Source organism: Micrococcus sp. HOU01, from assembly GCF_035609305.1.
GTDB classification, from domain to species: Bacteria; Actinomycetota; Actinomycetes; order Actinomycetales; family Micrococcaceae; genus Micrococcus; species Micrococcus luteus.
This window is the reverse complement of record NZ_CP141211.1, coordinates 290,698-315,462: the sequence shown is the minus strand read 5'-3', so window position 1 is coordinate 315,462 and position 24,765 is coordinate 290,698. Positions and strand designations below refer to the sequence as shown.

Sequence of the window (24,765 nt, the reverse complement as noted above, 5' to 3'; positions counted from 1 at the left end):
GGCCAGCCGTCTCGCAGGATCCCGCCGTAGGCTCTGAGGCCATGGAGCAGGACCCTTCCCCGGACGCGCCCGTGCCCTCGGCGGACGTCGAGGCGCTGCGCGGCACCCCCGTGTCCGCGTTGACGCAGCTCTCCCCCGTGATGTCCGTGGCGTTGGATCGGCTGCGCAAGGACGTCGAGCGTTTCGACCTCGAGTACCGCTCGGCCCTGCTCCAGGTGGAGGCGCGGCTCGAGGTGCTGCGGGACGAGTTCACGCACCTGCACGACTACAACCCCATCGAGCACATCGTCACGCGGGTGAAGTCGCCGGAGTCGATCCTGCGCAAGGCCTCCGCCCGCGGGCTGTCCCTGGACCTGGACGCGCTGCGCACCAACGTCACGGACATCGCCGGGGCGCGCGTGATCGTCAGCTTCGCCCGGGACGTGTACCGCGTGTTCCGCCAGTTCACGCAGCAGCCGGACATCCGGGTGCTCGAGGTGGAGGACTACATCTCCCGACCCAAGCCTTCCGGCTACCGCAGCCTGCACTGCCTCGTGCAGGTGCCGATCCACCTGTCCACCGGCACGATCCAGGTGACCGTGGAGATGCAGTTCCGCACGAGCGCCATGGACTTCTGGGCCACGCTCGAGCACAAGATCAACTACAAGTTCGACGGCGGCGTGCCCCCGGACATCGCGACCGAGCTCGTGGCCGCCGCCCGCGTGGCCGCGGACCTGGACACCCGCATGGAGCGCCTGCACGACCAGGTGCAGGAGACCGACAGGGACGACGACGCCGCCGCGGCCTGGGAGGACGACGGCGGTCCCGCCTTCGAGGACGAGCCGGCGGCAGGGCCGGGCGAGGCGCGGCCGGGCGAGGCGCGGCCGGGTGACGACGCGCCCGGCGCGTCCACCGTCTGAGCCCCTCCGTCCACACCTGGCGGGCCGCGTGCACAGGGTTCTCCACAGAGTTGTCCACAGGTGTGGATGAGTCACACGCGTGTGATCCGCCGAAGCCGAGCAGGGCGTGACCGCAGACCAGGGAGGACATGCGGAGGGAGCGGCTGCCGGTAGCCTGAGCCGATGCCCTCCACCGCCGTGCCGCCGCGCGACTCCGGCGCCGCCTCCACCCTGCCCGCCCGCACCGGGCACCGCGGGGTGTCGATCCTGCGCACCGCCGCCCTCGTCCTCGTGGTGGCGGCGTTCGTGTGGCTGGCACTCACCGTGCGCCTGCCCGGTGTGGACGAGCTGCGCGCCCAGCTGGACGGCTTCGGCTGGTGGAGCTGGCTCGCGTTCACCGTGCTGTACGCGGCCGTGGCGCTCACCCCCATCCCCGTGACGATCATGGCGGTCACCGCCGGTGTGCTCTTCGGCGCGATCGAGGGGACGGTGCTGTCCGTGGTCGGGGCCCTGCTGGGCTCGCTCGGGGCGTACGGCATCGCGCGCGCGGTCGGGCGCGAGGTGGTCCTGCGCTGGCTCGGCCGCCACGCCGGGACCGTGGAGCGGCGGCTCGAGGACACCGGGTTCCTCGCCCTGCTGACCCTGCGCGTCGCCCCGGGGCTGCCGTACTGGCCCGTGAACTACGGGGCGGGCGCGCTCGCCGTGCCGCTGGGGATCTTCGCCGGCTCCACCGCGGTCGGCGTGATCCCCGGGCAGCTCTCCCTCGTGGCGATGGGGGCGTTCGCGGTGCGCCCGGGCGTCGTGAACGGCGTGCTGCTCGGGGTGGGCTGGCTCGCCGTGGGCGGTCTGACCCTGTGGGCGGTGCGGCGCTGGCGACGGGCAGCCCGGGCCGCGGAGGGGCCGGCGGGCTCGGAGGGGCCGGAAAGCCCGCGGAGTGGTCAGGACACGCCGTCTCCGCGTGCGCGACGCGGCGTGTCGTGACCACTCTGCGCCGGACGTCAGCCGAGGGTTGTGTACCGCACGCCGAACTTGCTGCTGACCTGCAGGAACACGAGCACGTCCGTGCCGCGCGCGTAGGCGGGCATGCCGTACCAGGTGCGGGGTTCGAGCTCCGGGGCCACCTCCGTGACGATCCGGTGCACCCCCACCGCCATGGCGCGGTCCTGCTCGGGCATCTCCTCGATCTTCGCCAGCAGGTCCTGCAGGGCGTCGGCCTTCTTCCTGCCGCCGCGCTGGGCGCGCAGCTCCTGCGCGCGCTCGGCGATCGCGGCCTGCTCCGCGGCGCTGAAACCGGTGGACTCGCTCACGGTGCCTCCTGCGGTTCGAGGACGGGTCCTGCCCGGGTCTCAGCTCCGACGGCCCAGGCGACCGAGCAGGCGGGTCTGCCGGTCGGCGTCGTCAGCCACGGGGACGGGCTCGCCCAGGATGCCGGGCGTGTAGGCGGCGTCGCCGAACAGCTCCAGCGACTCCTCCACGCAGTCGATCTCCGCGTCCGTGAACCGCGCGTCCACGCCCTGCGAGCGGGCCAGGTCCCAACGGTGCACGATCAGGTCGAACGCGTGGAAGCGGATCAACGCCTCGCCCACGGTCATCTCCCCCAGCGCGGTCTTCATGGGCCGCATGATGAACTCCTCGTCACCGGCGAGGGCGGACATGGCGGCGGCGTGCTTGGCCCACTGGGTGGCCATCTGCTGGCGGGAGCCGTCGAAGAGGGGCACCTCCCGGCCCTGACGGGCGGCGAAGTCGCGCTGGCCGGCGATCACGTGGTCCAGCAGGTCCAGCGCGTCCCAGCCCTCGCACGGGGTGGCCGCGTCCCAGTCCCGCACCTCCCGGACGACGGCGGTGAACGGCTCGGCGGCCGCGTTCCAGCGGGCCTCGACCTCGGTGGCGGGGATGGACATGGTGCTCTCCTCAGGGTCGCGGGGTTCTCGGGGCCGCGGCGGACGACGACGGCGCCGGGCTCGGCGCCTTCGGGCCACGGATGGACTCGGGGCGGGCCGGGTCCAGGACGGACCGGGGGTCGAAGAACTCCTCCAGCACGGGCCGCTCGCCCGAGACGGCCGCGGCGAGGCTGATGCCGTCCACGTTGATGCGCGAGCCGCGGTAGTAGCCGGGCTCGAGCTGGCCCCACGCCTTGGAGGTGCCGTCCACGAGGAAGAAGGAGCGGTAGCCGAGCTCGCGGAAGTAGCGGTACCGCTCGTTGTCCTCCGTGTACGTGCCGGGGCCGGTGACGTCCGCGCCGAACGGGTAGATGAGCATGTCCGTGGGGCCGAGGATCGGCTCGACCTCCTCGTGCCAGTGCCCCATGTCGAATTCGAGCTCCTCCATGGTCAGCTTCGGCACCGTCCGGTGGCCCCACGTGTGGGAGGCGAACTCCCAGCCGCTGTCCTTGAGCGCGTCGGCGACCTCGGTGGCGGCCGCGACGTCGGCGTCGAACGTGGGGCTGTCCCCGAACTCGCGGGCCGAGGTGCGGTAGCCGAACACGCCGTCGTAGCCGGTCATGGCCAGCACGCCGCGGGCGCCGTTGAGGCTGAAGTCCGGGTGCTCGGCGAGGAACTCGTCCAGACGCGGGACGACGTCGAACGCCCCGACGTGCGTGGTGCCCTCGGCGTCCGTGTACTCGTTGCGGACGCGGCCGTCCTCGGCCACGATCAGGCGGTCCGCGAAGCCGTCGCCGTCCATGTAGAGGTAGTACGAGCAGTCGTCCAGGGAGAGGATCAGCGGGGTCCGGCCCTCGGGGACCATGAGGGTCTTCGGGCGCACGACGTCGTCCTCCCCCACCTCGTACAGCTCGTGCGGGGAGACCAGCACGTAGCCGCGCTCGTAGACCTGCCGGATGACGGCGTCGAACTCGTCCACCGTGACCATGAAGTCCAGGTAGCCGCCGGCCTTGTCGTCGCCGTCGAAGGCGCGGGCCGGGTCCACCACCAGGGAGTGGAAGAACAGGTGCGGCACCCGGGCCACGTCCGGCCAGGCCACCGGGTCGCCGGCGGGTGGCGGACCAGCGGGGGCGGCGGAGGTGGGCGCGGACGAGGTCGGCACGGACGACGACGCCGCGTCCTCCCCGTCCTGCCCGCAGGCGGCCAGCAGTCCTGATCCGAGCAGGGCGGAACCGGCCAGGAGCATCTGTCGACGGGTCGGCTGCGGCACGGGCGGGGGCATCGGGCACCTTTCTCCGGGGGCACCCATCATCCCAAGGCCGCCCGGCCCGAGACCACCCCTGCCGGGCGGGTGGAGGTGGGAACCGGCCGGGCATGGGAGGCCGGCCGGCGGCGGGGCTCGATCCGCCGTAGACGGCCCAGAGTGGTCACGCGGACGACCCGAGCTCGGCGCGGACCATGTTCGACCGCTTCGTGTTCAGCAACCACATCCGCAGCGTCAGCGTCGACTGAGCGCCGGCTGGGAGGAGCCTTCGACGCGCGCCGACGCACGCGCCCCTCGCGCCGTGCCGCGTGCCACACTGGCGAGCGTGACCCGACGTCCGGATGCGCCACCCCCGGCCGACCCGCGCATGCGTGCGGCCCTGCGCGCCGTGCTCACGGTCCTGGCCGTGATGGCGGTGCTGTTCGCCGCCGTCGTGCTGATGCTGGCCTACGGGCCCGCCCGCTGAACCCGCCCTTCCCCGATCCAGGAGCAGCCATGCCCCCCGCGGACCCCACCGCCGACGTCGCGGCCCGACCGACCGGCCCCGCCGCGGTGGCCGAGGCCTTCGCGGCCGCCTGGAACGCCGCCGACGCCGACGCGCTCGCCGACCTGTTCGCCGAGGACGCGGACTTCGTGAACGTGGTGGGTGTGTGGTGGACGCGGCGGCGGCAGATCCGGGTGAACCACGCGCTCGGCTTCCGCTGGATGTTCCCGGCCTCCCGGCTCGTGCTCGGGCAGGTGCGCGTGCGCGAGCTCGGGGACGTGGCGGTGGTGCATGCGCCGTGGACCATGACGGGGCAGACCGCGCCCGACGGCGACGAGGCCGGCGAGCGCACCGGCGTCCTGCTGCTCGTGGTGCGCCGCACCGAGGCCGGGGCGTGGGAGGCGGTAGCCGGGCAGAACACGGACTCCGTGCCCGAGGCGCAGACCCACCTGGCCGACGACGACGGGCTGGCCGCGGTGCACTACCACCCGTCGGCGTGGATCGATCCCGACGACGACCCCGACGGCCCGGAGGCCTGCTGAGCGGCGGCGGGCTCACTCCACCGTCAGCAGCCGCACCCAGTCGTCCTCGACGCGCTCCCCGCCGACCACGAACTGCCGCGCCCCGATCGTCGCGAAGCCAAGGCGCTCGTAGAACCGGTTGGCCCGTGTGTTCTGCGCGTTCGTGCCGAGCCACACGTGCCGGAACCCCAGCCGCCTCAGCCGCTCGACGCCGTCGTGCACGAGGGCCTCGGCCAGCCCGGTGCCGCGCCCCTCGGCGAGCACGTACAGCTTCGAGAGGTGGCCGGCCGGCACGTCGCCGAGCCGCTCCGTGACGGGTGCCTCGGGGGTCGCGGCGGTCTCGTACATGGCGTAGCCGAGCAGGGTCTCCGGGGCGTCGGCCGCGGCGCCCACGAGCACGATCCGCTCCGGGTCCGCGATCCACGCGGCCACGGCCGCCTCGCTCAGGTGCAGCGCGATGTGCGCGTCCACCGCGGCACGCGGCAGCGAGGCCGGGGAGGCGTCCGGGAAGGTGGCCGCGGCGATCGCGGCGATCGCGGGCGCGTCCTCGGGGCGGGCCGGACGGACGACGGCGGCGCGGGGTGCGGAAGTCATCCCCGCTCAGGCCTGCAGCGCGGGGTGCAGGTCCTTCATGCGGAACCGACGCCGGCGCCGCACCACGAGCACGTCCAGGGCGAGCGCCGCCGCCCCGATGCCCATCAGCACGACCACCGGCACCCAGAAGCGCTGGTCCAGACCGCCGGAGATCGCGTTGCGGAACGCCTCGATGGAGTAGCTCATCGGCATGAACGGGTGCAGCGCCTGGAAGAAGCCGGGCAGCACCTCGGCCGGGTAGGTGCCGCCGGTGGAGGCCAGCTGCAGGATCAGCAGGACCAGCAGCAGCGCCGAACCGGGGGTGCCGAGCGCCGTCTGCACCAGGTGCGCGATGAGGGAGAACACCACGGCCACGAGCACCGTCAGGGCCACGGCCCGCACCGGGTGGACGGGGGCCAGGCCCAGCGGCAGCGTGGCGGCCAGCATGAGCAGGCCGCCGCCCACGGCCACGATGCCCACGGGCAGCCACGCGGCCAGCGCGATCGCCACCGGGTTGCGGCGCCCGGCCAGCAGCCGCCCGCTGATGGGCCGCATGATGTTGAACGCGGCGATGCCGAACACCCACAGCGCGATGGAGAAGAACATCGGCGCCATGCCGCGGCCGTAGACCTCCGCGGAGTTGTCCACCTGCATCACGGCCTCCACCGGCCGGGACATCACCAGGGCGGCCTCGTCCCGCTCGTCCTCGGTCAGGGCGGGGACGCGGTCGACGCCGTCGGAGAGCCCGGAGGCGAGCTCGTGGGCGCCGTCGTCGAGGGTGCCGAGGCCGGTGTGCAGCTCCCCGGCGCCGTCCTGGAGCTGGGCCAGGCCGTCGTCGAGCTCGGTGGCGCCGGACTCCAGCTGGCCCGCACCGTCCTGCAGGGTCAGCGCCCCGTCGTGGAGCGCGGCGTTGCCCTCGGCGAGGGTGGTCGCCCCGTCCGTCAGCTCGCCGAGGCCGGACTGCAGCTCCCCGGCGCCGTCCTGGAGCTGGGCCAGGCCGCCGTCGAGCTCGGTCGCGCCGGAGCCCAGCTGCTCGAGGCCGTCCGCGAACTTCCCGGCGCCGTCGGCGAGGGAGTCGGCCCCGTCCTTCGCCTCACCGATCCCGCCCTGCAGCTTCTCCGCGCCCGCGGCCACGGCGTGGGCGCCGTCGTTGAGGTCCGTCAGATCCGCCTTGGCGGAGGCGGCGACGTCGTCCTCGACGAAGCCCTGGACGCGCTCGTTGGCGGCCGCGGAGGTCGCGGCGGCCTCCTCGGCGCGGCCGGCGACGGCGGTCACCCGCTCGTCCGCGCCGGTGAGCGCCTCCTGGAGCGCGGCGTACTGCTCGGACTCGGCGAGCGTCGGGTCCTCTTCGGCGAGCTCGGCCAGGGCGGCCTGCGCGTCGGCGATGCGGGCGCCCGCGCCGTCCTCGGCCGTGCCGGCCACCTCGGCGACCCGCTGGACGTCCTCGTCCACCGCGGCGACGTCGGCGGCCACCGCGTCCTGCCGCTCGATCACCTGGTCCAGGCCGGGGATCACCGTGTCGTAGAGCTGCTGGGTGCCGTCGGCCACCTGCGTGGCGCCGTCGGTGAGCTCGGCCGATCCGGTCTGCAGTTGGGCCAGCCCGTCGGAGAGGTCCGTGGCGCCCTGACGCAGGGCGGGGGCGTTCTCGGCGAGCTGCCCGGCTCCGTCGGCGAGGGCCTGGGATCCCTCGCGCGCCTGGTCGAGCCCGTCGGCCAGGCGGCCGGCCCCGTCCTGCGCGGATGCGGCGCCCTCGGCGAGTCGCTGGGCGCCGTCGTCGGCCTGGGCGGCGCCGTCCGCGAGGTCACCCGCACCCGTGGCGAGCTGGCCCGCGCCCTCGGCCAGCTTGCCCGAGCCGTCGTGGGCCTGGACGATCCCGTCCTCCAGCTGGCTCGCGCCGTCCTCCGCGGAGGCCGTGCCGTCGGCCAGCTGCGCGGCGCCGTCGGCGGCGTCCACCATGCCCGACCGCAGCTCGCCGAGGCTGGAGAAGACGGCCTCGAAGTACGCCTCGATCGCGGACCGGTTCACGGCGGCCTCGACCTTGGCCTGGCTCGCGTTCGTGACGGAGCCGATCACGAAGCCGTTGGCGTCGTCTCGGCGCAGGGTGATCTGCGCCTGCCGCGGTGTCCCGCCGCCCTCGGGGCTGACGAGGTCACGACTGAGCTCGGCGGGGATCTCCAGGACGAGGTAGTACCGGCCCTCCCGCAGTCCCTCCTCGGCCTCCTCGCGCGTGGTCTCGCGCCAGTCGAAGGCGCGGTCGTCCTTGAGGCGTTCGGTCATGTCCGCGCCGGTGCGCAGCGTGGTGTCGCCGCGCTGGACGGGTTCGTCCTCGTTGACGATCGCCACCGGCAGACGGTCCATGGCCCCGTAGGGGTCCCAGTTCGCGGACAGGTAGAGGGCGCCGTAGATGGCGGGGACGAGGAAGATGAACAGCAGGGCGAGCAGGGGCAGGCCACGGCGGAAGCGTCGCAGCTCGTAGCGGAACAGCATCAGTTCTCCCGGACGGGGGGCAGGGTGAGGACGACGGCGTCGCGCGGCACGGGCGCGGAGGCCACGGCGCTCACCGCGAACGGGTGGCCGTGGTCCTTGAGGACGTCCAGGGCCGCGTGGAGCGCGGCCAGCTCATCGAGGGTCAGGGTGGCGTCCACGTCGTCGAAGGTGACGAGGCGGGCCGGGCGCAGGCAGGCGACGACGGCGGCCAGCAGCGCGCGATCGGGCGCGGACAGCTCCCTGACGACGGCCTCCGGCGCCACGGTCAGCCTCACCGCGTCCGCGAGGAGGGCGAAGCGCGCGCGGCCGGCGCGGCGGCGCACGCCGTCGGCGAGGCAGCGCTCGTCCACGACCTCGGCCGCGGTCAGCGCCGGCTCGAGCTCCACCAGGTCGGTGGTGTGGGCGACGGCGGTGCGGGCGCAGAGGGCGTGCGGGTGGCGCGCGGCGTCGATCGGGGGCCGGTACGCACGGGCGGCGGGCCGCTCCGTGCCGTCCAGGGCGACGTCCACGGGGCCGCCCGTGAGCACGAGCTCGCCCCGCACGCCCTGCAGGCGCCCCGTGAGGGCGAGCAGCAGGGCCGAGCGGCCCGAGCCCTGGGTTCCGAGCACGGCCAGGTGGGTCTGCGGGGGCAGCACGAGGTCGAGGGGGCCGAACACCGGCCCGCGACCGCCGCGCAGGGTCAGACCGCGCGCCACGAGGGTGGCGGGCGGGAGGTCGTCGAGGTGCGCCGGGACGGGGGCGGGGCCATGGTGATCGGCGTCGGTGGGAGCGGAAGACATGGGCCCTCTTTGCCGAGTCGAGGCGGATTCAATACCATCGGTATTCAATACCATCGGCACCGAGAGGGCAACATGGCCACCCGACCCCGCCGCGAGGATGTCCGCGCGGCCATCCTCGACCACGCGGCCCGGGTGTTCGGACGGGAGGGCTACGCGCGCTCCTCCCTCGCCCGCATCGCGGCGGAGGCCGGCTACACGAAGGGCGCCGTCTATTCCGGTTTCGCGGGGAAGCCGGACCTCTTCGCCGCCGCCTGCACCGTCCAGTTCGAGCGGGCGGCCACCCGAGCCACGGACGGCGTCGCCGACGCCCTGGACGACCCCGACCTGCCCCGCGAGGACCTGGTGGCCCGCGTGGCGGAGGCCCTGGCCGACGTCGTGCTCGAGACCACGGGCTCCTGGCCCCTGCTCCTCCACGAGTTCCAGGCCGTGGGCCTGCGCGAGCCCGCCGTGGGGAGAGCCTACCGGACGCTGACCGTCCGGCGGCGGGACTTCCTGGCCGGCCTGCTGCGCGAGCACCGCGTGCTGGCCGACGTCCCGGACGAGCAGGTCACGCACACCGCGGCCATGCTCCTGATGCTCGTGCACACGCTGTCGGTCGAGCGGCACCTGGCCCCGGAGGACCTGACGGTGGACGACGTGCGGGACACGCTGGCCGCGGCCGTGCGCTCCCTCCTGCCCTGACGCCTGCGCGCCGGCCCCGCCTCAGCCCAGGGTGCCGGCCACACCGCGCACCAGCGCCACCGTGCCCCCGAGGCCGGCGAGGCAGATCGCGAGGACGCGCGCCTTCGCGGGGTCCACCCGGCGGGCCACCACCGAACCGAGCAGGACACCCAGCGGACCGCCCGCCACCACGGCGACCCACACCGGCCACGGCACGTGCAGCCCCGCGGGCACGGCCGCGCCGAACAGCGACTTGGTGACCAGCGAGGTGAGATTGGCCAGCAGGAACACGGGCTGGAGGGTGGCCGCCCACGAACGCTGGCCCCACCGGCTCGCCACCGCGTAGACCGCGAGCGCCGGCCCGGCGATGCCCGCGGTGGTGTTCATGAACCCGGCCACGGCGCCGGAGGCGAACACGGCCCCGTTCCCCTGGGCGGTGAAGCGCTGCTGCAGGCCCAGGACGGCGGCCACGGCCACCAGCACGGAGGACCCCAGGAGGATCTCGAGCGCGTGGGCGTCCAGGACCCGCACAGCCCACGCCCCCGCGAACGAGCCGGCCACGAGCAGGGGCGCGAGGCGGACGAAGCGCGGCCAGTCCACGTGCCTGTGGAGCACCGCGAACAGCAGCACCGCGGACACCGAGGCGGCCACGTTGGACAGCGTCACCCCCGCCACCGGGCCCAGGAGCAGGGACAGCGTGGGTGCGGCGATCATGCCGACGCCCATGCCGCTCACCCGCTGGAGCGTGCCGCCCACGGTGATCGCGGCCAGCGCGACGACGGCCGGCAGCCACACCAGGGAGGGGTCCATGCGGGCAGTATGCCGGAGCCGGGGTGTCCGTCGGCCCTGGCTTCCGCCCGTGACGGGTGCGCATGCTGGCCGCATGGCCCAGCACAGCTCCACCCCGTTCCCGCTCGTGATCGTGGGCAGCGGCCCCGCCGGCGTCAGCGCCGCCCGCGCCTACGTCGACGCCGGGGGACCCGGCCCCGTCCTCATGCTCACCTCGGACGTGGACCACCCCTACGAGCGCCCGCCGCTGTCCAAGGAGGTGCTGCGCGGCATGGCGGCCCCCGAGGGCACGCCGATCGCCGGGGAGGAGCTGCCGGACGGCGTCGAGCTGCGCCGCGGCACCACCGTCACCGGCGCGGACCTGGGTGCGCGGACGCTGTGGGCCGCCGAGGAGCCGATCCGCTTCGAGCGGCTCATCCTGGCCCTGGGCGCCCGTCCGGTCCCCCTGCCGGACGTCGAGGCCGACGCCGAGGTGCACCTACTGCGCTCCTTCGCCGACGCCCGCCGCCTGGTGACGTCGGCCGGGCACGCACGCTCCGCCGTCGTGGTGGGGTCCGGGTTCATCGGCTGCGAGGCGGCGGCCTCGCTGGCGCTGCGCGGGGTGGAGACCACGCTGGTCACCCCGGACGAGGTGCCGCAGCAGAAGCGGCTCGGCCGCGAGGCGGGCGATCGGATCGCGCAGTGGCTGATCGGCGCCGGCGTCGAGCTGCGCACCGGCGTGCGGGTGGGGCAGGTGCGCGCCCCGCGCACCGTCCACCTCGACGACGGCGCCACGCTCGCCCCGGACCTGATCCTCGCCGCGGTGGGGGTCGAGCCGGGGGGCGGGTGGCTCGAGGACTCCGAGCTGACCATGCACGAGGGGCGGATCGTGGCGGACGAGCACCTGGCGGCGGCGCCGGGCGTGTGGGTGGCCGGGGACGTGGCCCGCGCCCACCACGCCGTGGCCGGCCGGCCGATCCCCGTGGAGCACTGGGGCGACGCCCTCGGCATGGGCGAGGTCGCCGGGCACAACGCGGCCCGCACCGAGGTCGGCGTGCCGGGCGGCGCCGGCCAGGCCTCCGTGCTGGCCCACGCGGCGACGGCGGACCCGGAGTCCCTGCGGCGGTGGGAGGCCGTGCCCGGGTTCTGGAGCACCATCGGCGAGCACACGCTCAAGCACGCCGCGTGGGGCGACGGCCACGAGCAGGCCCGCATGGTGGAGCGCACCGGCGGGTTCACTCTCTGGTACACGGACGCGCAGGACCGCGTGGTGGGCGTGCTGACCTACAACGCGGACGAGGACTACGAGCGCGGGCGGGAGCTGGTGGCGGGCCGGGATGCCGTGGGCGAAGGCCGGGGCCGTCCCGACCCTGCATGACAGACTGAGGGGATGACCACCCCGACCCCCGGCGCCGGCTCCCCGGGCAGCGGTGTGGCCGGGGGCGTGCTGGCCGCAGTGGGGGCGCTGGCCCTGATCGCGACCGTCCTGGCGCTGGTCCTCGCGTTCGGTCCGGCCGGCCGGGACGACGCCGGCGCGGGCGCCGAGCGGCGGCGCTGGAACGGCGGCTTCACCCCCGCCCCGCCCACGGTGAACACGCAGGGGTACGCCGAGCCCGTGCAGGGCCGCGTGACCTCCCGCTTCGGGCCCCGCCCCAACCCGTTCGGCGAGGGCGTGGTGCCCTCGGGGGTGTCCGAGGAGGCCCTGACCCGCCACGACGGCGTGGACCTCGGCGGGGTGCCGGAGGGCACGCCCTTCCACTCGGTGTCCGACGGCCGAGTCCTATTCGTGGAGGCCGGCGGGGACGCGGGCGGCAACCTGCTCGCCGTGGACGCCGGGGACGGCCACGTGTGGCGCTACCTGCACGCCGCCCCGGACTCCACCGTGGTGGACGCGGGCCAGCGCGTCTCCGCCGGGGACCACCTGGCCGGCGTCGGGCAGACCGGCGCCGCCACCGGCGTGCACCTGCACCTGGAGCTGCGCGTGGACGGCGAGCCGGTGGACCCGGAGGCCTACCTGGCCGAGCGGGGCGTGGAGCTCGGCGGCTCCTACCCGGAGCGGCGCCGCGGCCTCAGCCGGTGACCGGGCCGCCGCCGTCGTCCACGGACCCGGCCCAGCGGACCTCCCCGTCCACGACCTCGTCCGTCGGCGCCAGGCCGATCGCCTGGGCGACCCGCTGGGAGGCCGTGTGCTCGGGGTGGACATCCGCCACGAGGCGCCGCACCCCCCGGTCCCGCAGCTCGCCCTTGAGGAGGCCGGCGGCCTCCTTCGCCAGCCCGCGGCCCTGCCACGGCGTGCCGATCAGCCAGGCGATCTGCGTGGGTCCCCCGTCCACGGGGATGGTGGCCTGGACGTAGCCGACCGGCAGGCCCTCCGGCTCCAGCACCACGATCCAGTTGGCCCAGTCCTCCGCGCCGTCCTCGGAGCGACCGCGCGCGAGGATCGCGTACCGCTGCCGCAGCTCCTCCTCGCCCGGCGGCGTCCCGCCGGTGTACGTGTACAGGTCCGGGTCGGCGAGGACCGCGGCCATGGCCTCGGCGTCATCCACCCGCAACGGGCGCAGGGAGAGGGAATGCGGCATGGGCACAGTCGACCAGCCCGGCCCCGCGCAGACAAGAGGCGGGGCGCATCCGCCCGCCGCTAGCCTGGGCGCATGCCGCCCGCCCCCACCGCCCGTCTGCGCTTCCGCGAGATGGCCGACGCCGACCTCGACCACCTGGCCGGCCTCCTCGCCGATCCCGTGGTGATGCGCTTCTACCCCGCCCCGCGCACGCGCGCGGAGGCGGCGGCGTGGATCGCGGGCAACCGGCGCCGGTACGCGCAGGACGGGCACGGGCTGTGGATCATCGAGACCCACGACGACGGCGGGCCCGGCTTCGTGGGCGACTGCGGCCTGACGTGGCAGGAGGTCAACGGGGAGCCTCGCCTGGAGGTCGGCTACCACGTGCGGGCCGACCTGTGGGGGCGCGGCTACGCCACCGAAGCGGCCGCCGCCTGCCGGGACCACGCCCGGGACGTGCTGGGGCACCACGAGCTCGTGGCGATCATCCACCCGGAGAACACGGCCTCGCGCCGGGTGGCCGAGCGGATCGGGATGACCGTGGTGGGCGAGGACCGCACCGGCGCGCCCGAGGCCCGCGCGGCTCTGGGGCTCGAGGCGCGCACCGTGCTGGGGATGAGGCTCCGGCCGGGCGCGTGAGGCGCGGCCCGGCCGGACGTCTCAGCCCCGGTCGCTCACTTGGCGTGGCGGGCGAGCAGCTCGCGGGCGGCGTCCAGGCCGCCGGCCTCGACGTCGTAGGAGCCGGTGGACGCGTGGTGGGCCTCGACCGCGTCCGTGATCCGGTAGTGGTCCGGGTTGCCGGGCGGATCGGAGGTCTCCAGCACGTGGATCAGGTAGGTCTCGCCGGCGGCCAGGGCCTGGCGGTCGTCGCGCTCGTGATGGGTCATGACGTCCTCTCGGGTCGGCGCCCGGCGGGTCTGTCCCACCGGGGCGTGCGCACCAGGGTGGCGCATCGACGGCGGCGGGGCACAGTCCTGCCCGCCCGCGGGCCGGATCCGGTCAGTAGGCGGGTCAGAGTCCGCTCAGGCCCCGACGTAGGAGCTGACGACGCTCCGCAGTGCCTCGGCGGATTCGTAGATGTCCTCCAAGTTCTCGAGGTCGGCCCGCGTCCTGTTCTTGTCCGCATCGAACAGCACCAGATATTTCACCTTCCCGTCGAAGTGAAGGCGCGCGATCGGCTTCCGATTGTTGTCGTCCAGGATGACGCTGCAGTACGAGGCTGCGTCGCGCATGTAGACGCGGTTCATCGGCACGATTCCGGCGAGAATCGCCTTGATGATGCGGAAACCCTCGATCTCCTCTTCGGTCGTCACCACGCCCGGCTTGAGCTGGCCCTCCTGACCGTTCTCCTCGTCGGACAGGACCGTCTGATCGCCGGTGGCCACGGGCTCAGCGGGAGCCGCCAGTACCGGAGCGACCTGGTCGCCCAGGGCAGTCTTCAGCCGCGCGTTGACGCGATCGTTGATGTACTGGCGCGCAGCCTCCTCGGTGAGCCGGGTGAAGGTCTCCACCGCCTTGGCGTTCATGTACCCGGAGTACACGCGCTTGGCGAGGACCTTCACCAACTCATCGCTCGGCGCAGCCATCTCGGCAGAAATCTCGCGCTTGATGGCCGATACGTACTTCAGCTCCTCGGCTGCGGCGATGACCGAGTCGAGATCGAAGGATCCCTTCGCCAGCTGCTCGAGCTTCGGCACGGTGACCGGGTCGATGTCCAGAAGATCGAGGACGAGGAACGGACGCTCGTCGAGGATGTTGGCCTTGTCGAGGTCCGTGTAGAAGTTCCACACCCGCCCGTTGGTGAGCACGCCGATCCGCGCTTCACTGGTGTGGAAGTAGCGCACCAGCTGGCTCGCGTGCGCCAGGGACAGCTCCGAGCCGACCTTCTTGGCCTCCACGAGGATGTTGACCTTCCCCTCCCGCATGATGGCGTAGTCGATCTTCTCCCCCTTCTTCAGGCCCAGATCTGCGACGAACTCCGGGACGACCTCCTGGGGATCGAACACGTCGTAGCCCAACACCTGCGAGATGAATGGCATGACGAGCGCGTTCTTCGTCGCCTCTTCCGTGTCCAGGGAGCTTGCGTAGTCGCGGGCTCGCCGAGCCACTTGCGCAAGCTTGTCCTCGAATTCAGTCATGCCGTTTCACCCATCCGTGAGTAGGAGCCGGACAGCCGGGAATCCGGCAGCCTCGCACGTCAGCGCCCGAAGGCCCGCCGCAGCTGTGTCGAAATATAACCCAGCTCACAAACACGCTACGGGGACCCTCGCAGGCGCTCCGTGGCCGGACCGCGGGATCGCCCGGAACGCGAGGCGGCCACGACGCGTCGCCTCTCACAGGAAGGAGACGGGGCGTCGTGGCCGCGTTCCGCGGGGGGCCGCCCTGTCAGGCGACGCCCGGCCGGCTCAGCGGTTGCCGGGGTGCTGCGGGTCGGCCGGGATGCCGCGGCTCAGGGGCTCCACGGGCGGGCCGCTCGTCTCCGGGGTCACGGGCGAGCCGGTGCGGGAGCCGCCGACCTCCGGGGTGTCCGGCACCTGATCGCCGGAGGGCTGGGCGCCGGAGCGCAGCGCCTCGAGCCGCGTCTCGAGGACCTGCACCACGGGCAGGCGGTCGCCGTGGGCGCGCTCGTAGGCGAGCAGCTGCTCCACCTGCGACTCGTCGAGGCCGGTGATCCGGGTCGGCAGCGTGCCGTTGGGGATGTGGTCGTAGTCCGGCAGGGGGAGCTCGTCGCGGTTCGGGGCGTTCGTCATGGCACTGTCCCTCTTCTCTCGTCGGGGTCCCTCGTCGGGATGCGTGGTCCACCCACGCTAGTGAAGGCCCCCGTCAGACGGCACCCCCTGCCGCCCCGCTCACCCGACCCCGTCCCGCCGCGCCCGCAGCACGATCTCCAGGTCGAACCGCGCGTCGGGGTCCTCGAGGGCCTCCCCGAACAGCTCGCGCAGCCGGCCCACCCGGTACCCCACGGTCTGGGGGTGCACGCCGAGCTCCGCGGCGATCGGCGCCCGCTGGCCCCAGTGCGTGAGCCAGGCGAGCAGGGTCTCCTCCAGCACCGCCCGCTTCGCCTCGCTCACCTCGTCCAGGGGCGCCAGCACGCGTTCGGCCAGCTGCGTCACGACGCGCGGCTCGGCCCCCAGCACCACGCGCGCCAGGTGGTCCGCGGCGAGGATCGGGGACGGGGCGCCGTCGTCGTCCTCCCCCTGCGCGGGCTCCGCCGTCCGGCCCGCCGCCTCCTGGACGGCCAGCGTGCGGGCCACCCGGTAGGAGTGGGGCACGAGCGGCCAGTCCACGGCCGGCCCGACGACGGCGGCCGTCCCCGCCAGCAGGCGCAGCATGCGCTCGCGGCGGCCCTGGGAGGGCGTCGCGTCGATCACGGCGACCACCTCCGAGTCCCGCTCCACCACGAGCCCGGCCCGGCCCAGCCTCTCCCGGACGGCGACGCCGGCGTCCGCGGGCAGCACCACCACCGCCAGCCGGCGCGGCAGCCGCCAGTCCGCGAGCGCGGCCAGCCGTTGCACCTCCTTCTCCTCGGTCCCGCCCCGGACCAGGGCGGTGGCGAGGGCGGCGCGGTGCAGCTCGAGCACGCCCGCCTGGGCGGACTGCGCCTCCGCGTACGCCTGGGCGCTGACCGAGGAGAGCTCGTCGATGTAGGCCCAGATGGACTCGCCGAGGTCGATCACCACGGACATGCCCATGCCGAGGTGGGCGCATTCGGCGGACAGGTCCCGGAACACGATCCGTGCGGAGGCCCGGTAAGCGCCGAGCAGGGCGTCCATCGTGCGGCCCTCCCGGAACTCCCCCGCGCCCAGGTAGGCCATGAGCGCCCGCGTCTCGGGGCTGAGCGCGGGACGGGCGGTGCCTGGCAGGCTCATCAGCTGCTCGAGCGCCGCGGTCACCCCGCGCGTCAGGTTCTCGCCGTAGCGGCCGTCCCGGGCGCTCACGTACGCCGGGATCTGCTCCGGCACCGTCTCGATGATGCGCTGCATGATGGCCGGGATCGCGGGGGCCAGCCGGCCGGGGAGGTCCGAAGGCAGGGACAGCCACGGCGGGTGCCAGTCGGTGCCGCGCGTCGGGGCGGGGGTTGAGGCCATGATCTTGTCTCCTCACGATGAATCCTGCGGGTCGATCGTACGTCCGACATGAAGAATCATGGCGCGCTGCGCCATAGCGTGGGGGCATGCCCGGCCCCTTCCTGCTCACCCGCCTGGTCACGACGCTCCTGCACCCGCTCACACCGCAGGACGTCCTCGGCCTGTTCGACCCCGTGCACTCCTCCCGCCAGCTGCGCGGGGTGGTCACCTCCGTCGCCCGCGCGACGCCCGGCGCCGTCACCATCGCGTTCCGTCCCGGACCGGGTTGGCGGGCCCACGACGCCGGCCAGTGGGCACGCATCGGCGTCGACGTGGACGGGGTGCGGCAGTGGCGCTCCTACTCGCTCTCCGCCCCCGCGGGCGCGGACCCGGAGATCACGGTGTCCGACATCGGCCTCGTCTCCGGCACGCTCGTGCGCCACACGAAGCCCGGCGACGTCCTCTTCCTCGACATCCCCGAGGGCGACTTCACCCTGCCGGACGAGCCGCGCCCGCTGCTCATGCTCACCGCCGGCTCAGGCCTGACCCCGGTGATGTCCATGATCCGCACGCTCGTGCCGACGCGCCGGGATGCCGACGTGGTGCTCATCCACTCCTCCCGCACCCCCGAGGACGCCCTGTTCCGCGAGGAGCTGGCCGAGCTGGCCGACCAGTTCCCGGGCCTGCGCGTGGTGCACCACCACACCGCGGAGGCGGGCCGCCTCGACCTCTCCTCCCCCGCGCAGCTCGAGGGCCTCTGCCCCGACTGGCGCGAGCGGGCCGCCTACGCGTGCGGGCCGGCCGGGTTCCTCGACGACGCCGAGGCCCTGTGGCGGCGCGAGGCGGCCGCGGACCTCACCATCGAGCGGTTCCAGGCCGACTTCGCCCCGGGCGTGGCGGGGGCCGGCGGCCGCGTGGTGTTCGAGCACGCCGACGTCGAGGTGGACGCCCCCGGCGACGTGCCGCTGCTCGTGGTGGCCGAGGACGCCGGCGTCGCCGCGCCCGCCGGCTGCCGCATGGGCATCTGCCACGCATGCCTCACGCCGCTGCGCTCGGGCCAGGTCACGGACCTGCGGACCGGACAGGTGCACGGCGAGCCCGGCGAACTGATCCAGACCTGCGTGAGCGCCGCCGCCGGCCCGCTGAGCCTCGGCCTGTGAACCTGACGCCCGGCCCGCGACCCGGGCCTCCCTGACCATCCCCGCCTCCCGCCCCCAGGAGCATCACATGACCCAGACCCCCACCGCCCCCGACCGCACCGGCGCCACCGCCCCGGACGATCTGGCCCTGGCCATCCCCGGCACCACCGTGCGCGGCCGCGCCGCCCGGGTCCTGCCGCAGGACCGCCCCGACACCACGAGCTGGGCTCCCCACACCGCCGAGTCCCGTGCCGCCACGTCCCGCTCCACCGCCGCCGCCACGACGCCGGGGCTGCCGGGCGTCGTCGGGAGCCCGGCGGTGCGCCCGCCCGGCGCCGCCCACCTGACGGACGCGCAGGTGGCCGAGCTGGGCCGTGAGCTGGACGCGATCCGCGACGACGTGCTCGCCCGCCGCGGCGCCTCCGATGCGGCCTACATCCGCCGCGTCATCCGCTGGCAGCGCCGGCTCGAGCTCGGCGGCCGCGCCCTCCTGCTCAACGCACGCCACCCCGCCGCGTTCGTGGCGGGCACAGCCATGCTCACGGTCGCGAAGATCGTGGAGAACATGGAGATCGGGCACAACGTGCTCCACGGCCAGTGGGACTGGATGCGCGACCCGGACATCCACTCCACCACGTGGGAGTGGGACTTCGTGACGCCGTCGCGGGCGTGGCAGAACACCCACAACGACCTGCACCACCGCTGGACCAACGTGGTGGGCAAGGACCGCGACGTGGGCTACAACGTCCTGCGCATGGACGAGTCCGAGCCGTGGCGGCCCCGCCACCTGCTCAACCCCGTGATCAATGCGGGGCTGGCGCCGATCTTCGAGTGGGGCATCGCCCTCTACGACCTCGAGCTGGACCGCGTGCAGAGCGGCGAGAAGTCCCGCGAGGAGCTGATGACGGATCTGCGCTCCGTGGGCGTCAAGGCGGCCCGGCAGTTCGCCAAGGACTACGTGGCCACGCCGGCCGTCGCCGAGGTGCTGACGGGCTCGGGCAAGGCCACGCTCGCGGGCACGCTGCTGGCCAACGGCCTGCGCAACATCTGGGCGCACGCGGTCATCTTCTGCGGGCACTTTCCGGAGGGTGCGGAGACGTTCTCCGAGGAGATGGTGGACGGCGAGACCCGCGGCGACTGGTACGTGCGGCAGATGATCGGCTCCGCGAACATCTCCGGTTCGAAGCTGATGCACTTCATGACCGGCAACCTCTCCCACCAGGTGGAGCACCACCTGTTCCCGGACCTGCCGTCCAGCCGGTACGCCGAGGTGGCGCCCAGGGTCCGCGAGATCTGCGCCCGCTACGGCCTGCCGTACACGACCGGCCCGCTGCTGCGGCAGGTGGGCTCCGCGTGGAAGAAGGTGTTCCGGCTGGCGCTGCCGTGAAGCGGCGCACGACGGGGCAGACCACGTCGGCACCGTCCCGCGCCCGGGCCGGGGCCGGGGCCGGGGCCGGATCTTCTGCGGATCTGACCCTTCTGGCCGCCGGTTCGGCCGTCAGAAGGGTCAGAACCGCAACGGATTCCGTATGAGCCGAGGCAGGCCGGTCAGCCCTGGCGCTCGGCCAGCTCCGCGAGCCGGTCGATCGACGCGCGGAGCTGCTCTTCGCCGGTCCGCAGCGCCTTCTGGATGCGCTTCGGGTCGGCGAGCCGCGTCCAGTCATAGGTGTGGGTGACGCGGCAGCCGCCGTCGTCGTCGCCGTCGACCTCCCACCGCCACAGCTGGCCGAACGGCTCCCCGCCGACCTCGGAGGGCTTCCAGGCGATGCGACGGCCCTCCTCGAACTCGACCACGTGGTTCGCGCGGTCCACGCCCTTCTGCAGGGTCATGACGAACACGTCCCCGACGGCGGTCACCCGCTGCCCGGGGGCGGCCTCGGCCAGGTTGTCGTTGCCGTCCCACTCGGGCTGGCGGGCCGGGTCCGCGATCAGCTCGAAGACGACGCCGGCCGGCGCGTCGACGTGACGGGTCGCGGACACGACGCGGTCCTCGGGGGCGGGCAGGGCGGTCTCGTCGATGTGCTCCATGGGGAGAGCGTAGACCCCGGTGCGCGCCCACCGAGAGCGCCGGCGGGGCTCGCGCCGGGGGCGGCCCGACCTCAGATCAGGCCCAGCGCGGTGAGCTTGGCCGCGGTCTCCTCGTTGGTCGGCTCCACCTGGTGGTCGCCGTCGGGGAACACGACCACGGGGATGTTCTTCCGGCCGGAGATCCGCTCGGCGGCATCGGCCTGGGCCGGGTCGGCGACGAGGTCCACGTAGTCGTAGGCGACGCCGAGCTCGTCGAGCTGGCGCTTGGTGCGCAGGCAGTCGCGGCACCAGTCGGCGCCGTAGACGGTGAGGACGTTCTGACTCATCCGTCCAGCGTACTGAGGGGTGGGATGCTGGGGGCATGCCCGCCCAGCCCTCCCCCTCCGGCCGCACCGTCCACCTGTCCACGTCGGGCGTGGACGCCCGCATCGCCCCCGACGAGTTCGGCGGGTTCGTCCTGGAGATCGGCGGGGCTGTCCAGTCCCACGTGGACCTGGCCGACCCCGCGCGCATCCGCTACGAGTACCTGCGCCGCATGGCCCACGTGCTCGACGGCGTCGCTCCGGCGGGCGCGCCGGTGCGGGTCCTGCACCTCGGCGCGGGCGCGCTGACCCTGCCGCGCTACCTCCAGGCGACCCGACCCGGCTCGGAGCAGACGGTGGTCGACCTGGACCGGGAGCTCGTGTCCTTCGTGCTCGCCGAGCTGCCCCTGCCGGCGGGCACGGACCTCGTCTCCGTGGTCGCGGACGCGCGCCTGGCCGCCGTCGACCTCGCGCTGGACGGGGAGCGGTTCGACGCCGTCGTGCTGGACATCGGCACCGGCGAGGAGGGCACCGAGCACCTGCGCGGCGCCGTGTTCTACGGGGAGCTGCTCGAGCTGCTGACGGCGGGCGGGGTGCTGCTGGTGAACATCGGCGACGACGCCGGCCTGCGCTTCCTGGGCGCCGAGCTGGGCGCCCTCGAGGAGGCGGCCGCCGAGGCCGGGGTGCCCGGCCCGTGGACGCTCGCGGACCAGGGGATGCTGGAGCGCCTGGACTGGGGCAACGTCGTTCTGGCCGCGGGGGCGCCGCTGGGAGAGGCCGGCTGCACGGAGCGCCTCGCCGCGGCGGGGCCGCATCCGGCGGCCGTGCTGGACCCGGCGGAGTCGGCCGCGCTGGCCGACCGCATCCGTCGCGCCTGAGGGCGGGCGCGGTGCTCAGAGCCGGGGGTCCTCCGCACCGGGGCCCGTCTGCGGTCGGGGCCACGGGTGGCCCCGGCGCTCCTCCGCCCCCTCGTTGAAACGCCGCAGGAGCCTGCTGAACTCGACGACGTCCTCGGCGGGCCAGGAGGAGACGATCTGCGCCACGTTGTCCGCGCGGGAGCTCAGCTCCGCGGCGAGGCGGGCGCGTCCCTCCTCCGTGGGACGGTGCAGCCGGGCGGAGCCGCCGTCGGGGTCCGCCACCCGCTCGACGAGGCCGGCCTTCATGGCGGCGGCCACCTGCCGGTGGACGGTGGAGACGTCGAGGTCGAAGGCCTCGGCCAGCTCGGCGATGCTCATGGCCCCGCCCGCCTCCAGGCGGGCGAGCAGCACGGTGGCGCTGCGCTCCAGCGCGCTCGACCGGCCGTAGGGGGCCACCCCCTGCGTGGCCACCCGCAGCAGGAGCATGTGCTCGTACATGATCCCTTCGACCGGGTCGACCCACGCCCCCTCAGATGATTGCATCATGCAAACGATGCTACCTTTTGCATCATGCAAATCGCCGAGCAGGAACGCATCGCCTCCCCCACCTTCGTCCTCGCCTGGGTGGTCTCCTTCCTCCAGTTCCTCGCGTTCTACGCCCTCGTCACCACCATGGCCGTGTACGCGGTCCGGCAGTTCGCCGCCTCGGACGCCGGGGCGGGGCTGGCCTCGAGCGCCTTCGTCATCGGCGCCACCGTCAGCCGCGTGGTCACCGGCCACGTGGTGGACCGCTTCGGCAAGCGCCGCGTCCTGGTGGTGGCCCTGGTCGCCGTCGCGCTGTCCTGCACGCTCTACCTCGTCGCCTCCTCACTGCCGGCCCTGGTGGCGGTGCGCATGCTCCACGGCGCCAGCTACGCCTTCGCCAGCACCGCCGTCATGGCCCTGGCCCAGGCGGCCATCCCCGACGGGCGACGCGCGGAGGCCACCGGCCACCTCGCGCTGGGCACCACCCTGGCCACCGCGATCGGCCCCGCCCTGGGGCTCTTCCTCGCCGGCTCCATCGGCTACGTGTGGCTGTTCCGGGCGACTCTGGGGATCACGGTGGTCAGCCTCGTGCTGGGCCTGCTGGTGCGCGAGGCGCCCGCCGCGGCGGGCGTCGACGGCGAGCGCGCCGCCGGCGAGGTCCCCCTGGAGCACCCCGCCCCCGCGGTGGGCTTCCGCCTGCGCTCCGTGCTGCACCCGGCGGTGCTGCCGATCAGTGGCTTCATGCTGCTGGTGGGCCTGAGCTACGCCGGGATCCTCACCTACCTGAACGCCTACTCGGTGGAGCGCGGGCTCACGGCCGGCGCCGGCCTCTTCTTCCTGGCCTACGCCGCGGCGATGCTCGTCATGCGCCTCACCCTGGGCACCCTGCAGGACCGCCGGGGGGACGACGCCGTCGTCTACCCCGCACTCCTCTGCTTCACGGCCGCGCTCCTGGTGCTGGCCTTCGCCACGCGCGACTGGCAGGTGGTGCTGGCCGGGGCGCTGAGCGGCCTCGGCTACGGCACGCTCATGCCCGCGGCCCAGGCGATCGCCGTGAACGCGGTGCCCTCCCACCAGCTCGGCGCCGGCATCTCCACCCTCATGCTGTTCGCGGACGTGGGGCTGGGCCTGGGCCCCGTGCTCCTCGGCGGACTCGTGGCCTCCGCCGGCTACGGCGCCATGTACGCGGCCCTGGCGGGTGTGCTGGTGATCGCCGCCGGGTACTACTTCGTGATGCACGGTCGCCGGCACGGGCGGCGGGGGACCGTGGCCCGCGCCTGAGTCCCGCGCGGTGACCGCGGGCTGTCGCCGCGGGCGGCGCTACCGGCGCCGCGCCGGCCAGGACGCAAGCGTGACGGCGGCGAGGGCGCCCAGGGTGCCCAGCACCGTCGTCGTGGTGACCGTGGATCCGTCGGTGGGGGCCACCAGGTCCACCATGAGGGAGCCCAGGAGGTTGCCCGAGACCAGGCCGAGGGTGGCGGCGAAGACGCCCAGGCGCGGGACGACCATGGCGCCCACCCCGATGAATACGCACCCCAGCGGGCCGCCGAGGTAGAGCCGCCAGTCGTGCGGCAGCGCGGGCATGCCGTGGCCGGAGGCCAGGACGATCCCGCCCCACACGATCCCGAGGAAGAGGACGCCGGCGGTGAAGTTGACCAGGGTCGCCGGGATGGCGGTGCCGTAGGCCGTGGTCTGACGGGCGTTGAACACCTGCTGTCCGGCGGTGGCCAGGCCGGCCAGCAGGGGCAGCAGGGCCAGCAGCGCCCAGCCGGGCCCGCCGCCGGCCTCGCCGAGCTTGGGCCACACCACGAGGGCGACCGCGGCCAGGGCGAGCGCCGCCCCCGTGAGGCGCCGCGGCGTCAGGCGCTGCACCCCGGCGGGGCTGAGCCCGAGCCGGTCCACGACCATCCCGCCGACCACCTGCCCGGTGACCACGGCGACCGTGAACACGGCCACGCCGAGGGGGCCGATCGTCGCGGACTGGGTGAGCACCAGGAGTCCGCCGATCACGCCCGCCACCGCGTACCACGGGCGCACGGACCCCGCGGCGAGGGCCGGGCGGATGCGGGCCAGGCCCCGGCGGCCCCGCGGCGTCAGCACGCTCACGAGCACCATGACGACCAGGCCCGCCGCGAAGGAGCACAGCGCGGCGAGGACGGGGTCGCCCGTCAGGTGGGCGAGGCGGGAGTTGATGCGGCCCTGCAGCGGCATCACGGAGCCGGCGGCCACCGCGAGCGCGAACAGCAGGGCGGTCGCCCGCGGGGAGGGGGCGTCCGGGCGGGCGGCGACGGCGGCCGGTCGGGAGCGGGAGGGTCCGCGCTCGGCGGACGGGGCAGAGGCTTCGGGTGGCATCCCCCCGTTGTACACCCCTAGGCCGCCAGGCGCGCCTCGAGCCCGGCGCGCACCGCGGGCCATTCCTCGCGCACCACGCTGAAGTAGTCGACGTCGGCGATCGTCCCGTCTGCCGCCGGACGGAAGCGGCGCAGAGTGCCCTCGAACGTCGCCCCCAGGCGGGCGATGGCGGCGTGTGAACGGGCGTTGCGGTGGTCGCAGCGCAGGGCCACCCGCTCCAGTGCCCATTCCTCGAACGCGTGCCCGAACAGCAGCAGCTTGCAGCCGGGGTTCACGGAGGTGCCCCACACCCGACGCGCGTAGACCGTGTGCCCCACCTCCACCCGCAGCCCGGGCACCAGGTCATAGAGGCTCGTGCGCCCCACCAGCTCCCCGCCCTGCTCGACGGCGAAGGCGAAGGTGCCCTCCCGCTCGATCAGCTCGGCGAGGTGCGCGGACATGGCCGCGCCGTCCACCGGCAGGGGCGCGCTGTTCCCCGCCCACATAGCCGCGTCGACGAGCTCGCACAGGGCGGGGCCGTCGTCGGGGGCAAGGGGGCGCAGGGTGAGGTCCCCGCGGGTGAGGACGATCTCGTGCTTCATGCACCCATCCTGTCAGCGGCCTCGGGGTGATCTCCCGGCACGACGAGACCGAGCGCCACGGA

The 24,765-nt window shown here is 74.4% G+C and carries 29 protein-coding genes; 12 read left to right on the top strand and 17 right to left on the bottom strand.

What is annotated here, in order from left to right:
* Nucleotides 1-41: 41 nt before the first annotated feature.
* Nucleotides 42-899, top strand: a complete 858-nt coding sequence (locus SOY78_RS01495) for a GTP pyrophosphokinase (RefSeq protein WP_063189389.1) — start codon at nucleotides 42-44, stop codon at nucleotides 897-899.
* Nucleotides 900-1,061: 162 nt separating this feature from the next.
* A complete protein-coding gene (locus tag SOY78_RS01490; RefSeq protein WP_036382340.1) occupies nucleotides 1,062-1,859 on the top strand; it encodes a TVP38/TMEM64 family protein in 798 nt (265 codons plus the stop codon).
* Between the two features lie 17 nt (nucleotides 1,860-1,876).
* On the opposite strand, the gene SOY78_RS01485 is transcribed toward SOY78_RS01490, so the two are convergent.
* Genes SOY78_RS01485 through SOY78_RS01475 form a run of 3 tightly spaced genes read right to left on the bottom strand, consistent with a single transcriptional unit; the run spans nucleotide 1,877 to nucleotide 4,040 of the window.
* Nucleotides 1,877-2,185 (bottom strand): hypothetical protein, encoded by a 309-nt coding sequence (locus SOY78_RS01485; protein ID WP_036382387.1) that lies wholly within the window; start codon nucleotides 2,183-2,185, stop codon nucleotides 1,877-1,879.
* 39 nt (nucleotides 2,186-2,224) lie between these two features.
* Nucleotides 2,225-2,779, bottom strand: coding sequence for a TIGR03086 family metal-binding protein (locus SOY78_RS01480; protein ID WP_036382338.1), 555 nt, complete (start codon nucleotides 2,777-2,779; stop codon nucleotides 2,225-2,227).
* A 10-nt stretch (nucleotides 2,780-2,789) separates the two neighbouring features.
* Nucleotides 2,790-4,040 carry a polysaccharide deacetylase family protein gene (locus tag SOY78_RS01475; protein ID WP_036382336.1) on the bottom strand — a complete coding sequence of 417 codons (1,251 nt, stop codon included), beginning with the start codon at nucleotides 4,038-4,040 and terminating at the stop codon, nucleotides 2,790-2,792.
* A gap of 307 nt (nucleotides 4,041-4,347) precedes the next feature.
* Between SOY78_RS01475 and SOY78_RS01470 the strand changes: the two genes are divergently transcribed.
* Both SOY78_RS01470 and SOY78_RS01465 read left to right on the top strand, forming a co-directional pair.
* Nucleotides 4,348-4,488 carry a hypothetical protein gene (locus SOY78_RS01470; protein WP_179288595.1) on the top strand — a complete coding sequence of 47 codons (141 nt, stop codon included), beginning with the start codon at nucleotides 4,348-4,350 and terminating at the stop codon, nucleotides 4,486-4,488.
* A gap of 29 nt (nucleotides 4,489-4,517) precedes the next feature.
* Nucleotides 4,518-5,048 carry an SgcJ/EcaC family oxidoreductase gene (locus SOY78_RS01465; RefSeq protein WP_036382333.1) on the top strand — a complete coding sequence of 177 codons (531 nt, stop codon included), beginning with the start codon at nucleotides 4,518-4,520 and terminating at the stop codon, nucleotides 5,046-5,048.
* A gap of 12 nt (nucleotides 5,049-5,060) precedes the next feature.
* Here SOY78_RS01465 and SOY78_RS01460 read toward each other — a convergent pair whose 3' ends face one another.
* From SOY78_RS01460 to SOY78_RS01450, 3 genes are read right to left on the bottom strand one after another with little or no spacing between them, the layout of a single operon-like run.
* A complete protein-coding gene (locus SOY78_RS01460; RefSeq protein ID WP_036382331.1) occupies nucleotides 5,061-5,621 on the bottom strand; it encodes a GNAT family N-acetyltransferase in 561 nt (186 codons plus the stop codon).
* A 6-nt stretch (nucleotides 5,622-5,627) separates the two neighbouring features.
* Nucleotides 5,628-8,087, bottom strand: a complete 2,460-nt coding sequence (locus SOY78_RS01455; protein WP_036382329.1) for a YhgE/Pip family protein — start codon at nucleotides 8,085-8,087, stop codon at nucleotides 5,628-5,630.
* Nucleotides 8,087-8,866, bottom strand: a complete 780-nt coding sequence (locus SOY78_RS01450; RefSeq protein WP_324701680.1) for an ATP-binding cassette domain-containing protein — start codon at nucleotides 8,864-8,866, stop codon at nucleotides 8,087-8,089. Before SOY78_RS01450 ends, SOY78_RS01455 begins: the two co-directional genes overlap by 1 nt.
* A gap of 72 nt (nucleotides 8,867-8,938) precedes the next feature.
* On the opposite strand from SOY78_RS01450, the gene SOY78_RS01445 reads away from it, so the two are divergent.
* Nucleotides 8,939-9,547 carry a TetR/AcrR family transcriptional regulator gene (locus SOY78_RS01445; RefSeq protein ID WP_324701679.1) on the top strand — a complete coding sequence of 203 codons (609 nt, stop codon included), beginning with the start codon at nucleotides 8,939-8,941 and terminating at the stop codon, nucleotides 9,545-9,547.
* A gap of 21 nt (nucleotides 9,548-9,568) precedes the next feature.
* On the opposite strand, the gene SOY78_RS01440 is transcribed toward SOY78_RS01445, so the two are convergent.
* On the bottom strand, nucleotides 9,569-10,336 hold the full coding sequence (locus tag SOY78_RS01440; RefSeq protein WP_324701678.1) for a sulfite exporter TauE/SafE family protein: 768 nt from the start codon (nucleotides 10,334-10,336) through the stop codon (nucleotides 9,569-9,571).
* 73 nt (nucleotides 10,337-10,409) lie between these two features.
* Here SOY78_RS01440 and SOY78_RS01435 point away from each other — a divergent pair, with 73 nt between their 5' ends.
* A complete protein-coding gene (locus tag SOY78_RS01435) occupies nucleotides 10,410-11,672 on the top strand; it encodes an NAD(P)/FAD-dependent oxidoreductase (protein WP_324701677.1) in 1,263 nt (420 codons plus the stop codon).
* 12 nt (nucleotides 11,673-11,684) lie between these two features.
* On the top strand, nucleotides 11,685-12,374 hold the full coding sequence (locus tag SOY78_RS01430) for a M23 family metallopeptidase (RefSeq protein WP_020624712.1): 690 nt from the start codon (nucleotides 11,685-11,687) through the stop codon (nucleotides 12,372-12,374).
* Here SOY78_RS01430 and SOY78_RS01425 read toward each other — a convergent pair.
* Nucleotides 12,364-12,873, bottom strand: a complete 510-nt coding sequence (locus tag SOY78_RS01425) for a GNAT family N-acetyltransferase (protein ID WP_324701676.1) — start codon at nucleotides 12,871-12,873, stop codon at nucleotides 12,364-12,366. The two genes, SOY78_RS01430 and SOY78_RS01425, sit on opposite strands and share 11 nt — an antisense overlap.
* Nucleotides 12,874-12,945: 72 nt before the next feature.
* Here SOY78_RS01425 and SOY78_RS01420 point away from each other — a divergent pair, with 72 nt between their 5' ends.
* Entirely contained in the window at nucleotides 12,946-13,491 is a 546-nt protein-coding gene (locus tag SOY78_RS01420; RefSeq protein ID WP_020624710.1) for a GNAT family N-acetyltransferase, read from the top strand.
* A 35-nt stretch (nucleotides 13,492-13,526) separates the two neighbouring features.
* Here the strand turns inward: SOY78_RS01420 and SOY78_RS01415 are convergent, their stop codons facing one another.
* From SOY78_RS01415 to SOY78_RS01400, 4 genes are all read right to left on the bottom strand, one after another.
* The gene (locus tag SOY78_RS01415; RefSeq protein ID WP_010079881.1) at nucleotides 13,527-13,739 is read right to left on the bottom strand and encodes a hypothetical protein; all 213 of its coding nucleotides are present in this window, start codon (nucleotides 13,737-13,739) and stop codon (nucleotides 13,527-13,529) included.
* Nucleotides 13,740-13,874: 135 nt separating this feature from the next.
* Nucleotides 13,875-14,990 carry a type I restriction endonuclease gene (locus tag SOY78_RS01410; protein WP_036314529.1) on the bottom strand — a complete coding sequence of 372 codons (1,116 nt, stop codon included), beginning with the start codon at nucleotides 14,988-14,990 and terminating at the stop codon, nucleotides 13,875-13,877.
* Nucleotides 14,991-15,257: 267 nt separating this feature from the next.
* On the bottom strand, nucleotides 15,258-15,602 hold the full coding sequence (locus tag SOY78_RS01405; RefSeq protein ID WP_010079880.1) for a hypothetical protein: 345 nt from the start codon (nucleotides 15,600-15,602) through the stop codon (nucleotides 15,258-15,260).
* 99 nt (nucleotides 15,603-15,701) lie between these two features.
* Nucleotides 15,702-16,940: a PucR family transcriptional regulator gene (locus tag SOY78_RS01400; protein ID WP_036314531.1), complete on the bottom strand. Its 1,239-nt coding sequence runs from the start codon at nucleotides 16,938-16,940 to the stop codon at nucleotides 15,702-15,704.
* An 86-nt stretch (nucleotides 16,941-17,026) separates the two neighbouring features.
* On the opposite strand from SOY78_RS01400, the gene SOY78_RS01395 reads away from it, so the two are divergent.
* Nucleotides 17,027-18,079, top strand: a complete 1,053-nt coding sequence (locus tag SOY78_RS01395) for a ferredoxin reductase (protein WP_036314533.1) — start codon at nucleotides 17,027-17,029, stop codon at nucleotides 18,077-18,079.
* A gap of 67 nt (nucleotides 18,080-18,146) precedes the next feature.
* Nucleotides 18,147-19,445 carry a fatty acid desaturase family protein gene (locus tag SOY78_RS01390; RefSeq protein ID WP_061873189.1) on the top strand — a complete coding sequence of 433 codons (1,299 nt, stop codon included), beginning with the start codon at nucleotides 18,147-18,149 and terminating at the stop codon, nucleotides 19,443-19,445.
* A 161-nt stretch (nucleotides 19,446-19,606) separates the two neighbouring features.
* On the opposite strand, the gene SOY78_RS01385 is transcribed toward SOY78_RS01390, so the two are convergent.
* Together SOY78_RS01385 and SOY78_RS01380 are read right to left on the bottom strand one after the other, a co-directional pair.
* Complete coding sequence (locus SOY78_RS01385; RefSeq protein ID WP_051995337.1) at nucleotides 19,607-20,086, bottom strand: SRPBCC family protein; 480 nt, start codon at nucleotides 20,084-20,086, stop codon at nucleotides 19,607-19,609.
* 71 nt (nucleotides 20,087-20,157) lie between these two features.
* A complete protein-coding gene (locus SOY78_RS01380; protein ID WP_020624868.1) occupies nucleotides 20,158-20,412 on the bottom strand; it encodes a glutaredoxin family protein in 255 nt (84 codons plus the stop codon).
* A 35-nt stretch (nucleotides 20,413-20,447) separates the two neighbouring features.
* Between SOY78_RS01380 and SOY78_RS01375 the strand changes: the two genes are divergently transcribed.
* Nucleotides 20,448-21,266, top strand: coding sequence for a spermidine synthase (locus SOY78_RS01375; RefSeq protein WP_063189381.1), 819 nt, complete (start codon nucleotides 20,448-20,450; stop codon nucleotides 21,264-21,266).
* A gap of 15 nt (nucleotides 21,267-21,281) precedes the next feature.
* Here SOY78_RS01375 and SOY78_RS01370 read toward each other — a convergent pair whose 3' ends face one another.
* Nucleotides 21,282-21,791, bottom strand: coding sequence for a MarR family winged helix-turn-helix transcriptional regulator (locus SOY78_RS01370; RefSeq protein ID WP_063189379.1), 510 nt, complete (start codon nucleotides 21,789-21,791; stop codon nucleotides 21,282-21,284).
* A 24-nt stretch (nucleotides 21,792-21,815) separates the two neighbouring features.
* Here SOY78_RS01370 and SOY78_RS01365 point away from each other — a divergent pair, with 24 nt between their 5' ends.
* Nucleotides 21,816-23,051 (top strand): MFS transporter, encoded by a 1,236-nt coding sequence (locus SOY78_RS01365; RefSeq protein ID WP_063189377.1) that lies wholly within the window; start codon nucleotides 21,816-21,818, stop codon nucleotides 23,049-23,051.
* 39 nt (nucleotides 23,052-23,090) lie between these two features.
* Here SOY78_RS01365 and SOY78_RS01360 read toward each other — a convergent pair whose 3' ends face one another.
* Both SOY78_RS01360 and SOY78_RS01355 read right to left on the bottom strand, forming a co-directional pair.
* Nucleotides 23,091-24,122: a DMT family transporter gene (locus SOY78_RS01360; RefSeq protein WP_082836637.1), complete on the bottom strand. Its 1,032-nt coding sequence runs from the start codon at nucleotides 24,120-24,122 to the stop codon at nucleotides 23,091-23,093.
* Between the two features lie 17 nt (nucleotides 24,123-24,139).
* Nucleotides 24,140-24,703, bottom strand: a complete 564-nt coding sequence (locus SOY78_RS01355; protein ID WP_141844158.1) for a GNAT family N-acetyltransferase — start codon at nucleotides 24,701-24,703, stop codon at nucleotides 24,140-24,142.
* Nucleotides 24,704-24,765: the final 62 nt, after the last annotated feature.